Origin of the sequence: Wenjunlia tyrosinilytica, from assembly GCF_014646055.1 — a bacterium.
Taxonomy (GTDB): Bacteria; Actinomycetota; Actinomycetes; order Streptomycetales; family Streptomycetaceae; genus Wenjunlia; species Wenjunlia tyrosinilytica.
In genome coordinates this window covers 1-763 of the sequence record NZ_BMMS01000154.1, presented here as the reverse complement: position 1 = coordinate 763, position 763 = coordinate 1, and the positions used below count along the sequence as shown (strand labels likewise).

Sequence of the window (763 nt, the reverse complement as noted above, 5' to 3'; positions counted from 1 at the left end):
ACCGTCCCACTCAACGCCAGCGGCCAGGCCTGCACCACCACAACCCTGACCACCGGCACCGTCACCGCCACCTACAACGGCGAGGACCCCTGCTTCCTCGGCTCGGTCGGCACCACCACCGTCACCGTCAACGAAGCATCCACCACGACCACGGTCACGGCCACACCCAACCCGTCCNGACGTTCACCGGGCCCGGCGGACTCAACCAGACTGTCCCGCTCAACGGCGCCGGCCAGGCCTGCACGACCGCCGTCACCACGCTGACCAATGGCGTTGTCACCGCCACGTACAACGGTGAGGACGCCTGCTTCCTCGGCTCGGTCGGCACCACCACCGTCACCGTCAACGAGGCATCCACCACCACCTCGGTCACGGCCACACCGAACCCGTCCGTCTGCGGACAGGCCGTCACCATCTGCGCCACCGTGACCGCCAGCCCGCCAGGATCCGGCACACCCACCGGCACGGTGACCTTCACCGGACCCGGCGGACTCAACACCACCGTCCCACTCAACGCCAGCGGCCAGGCCTGCACCACCACCACAACCCTGACCACCGGCACCGTCACCGCCACCTACAACGGCGAAGACCCCTGCTTCCTCGGCTCGGTCGGCACCACCACCGTCACCGTCAACGAAGCATCCACCACGACCACGGTCACGGCCACACCCAACCCCTCGGTCTGCGGACAGGCCGTCACCGTCTGCGCCACCGTCGTGGCCACCCCCCCAGGATCCGGCACACCCACCGGCACGGTGACGTT

1 pseudogene is annotated in these 763 nt (G+C 69.2%); it reads left to right on the top strand.

Features of this window, described 5'->3' with window-relative positions:
- Positions 1 to 425: 425 nt before the first annotated feature.
- A pseudogene (locus tag IEY86_RS38600) lies at positions 426 to 763 on the top strand (beta strand repeat-containing protein); the annotation flags it as partial.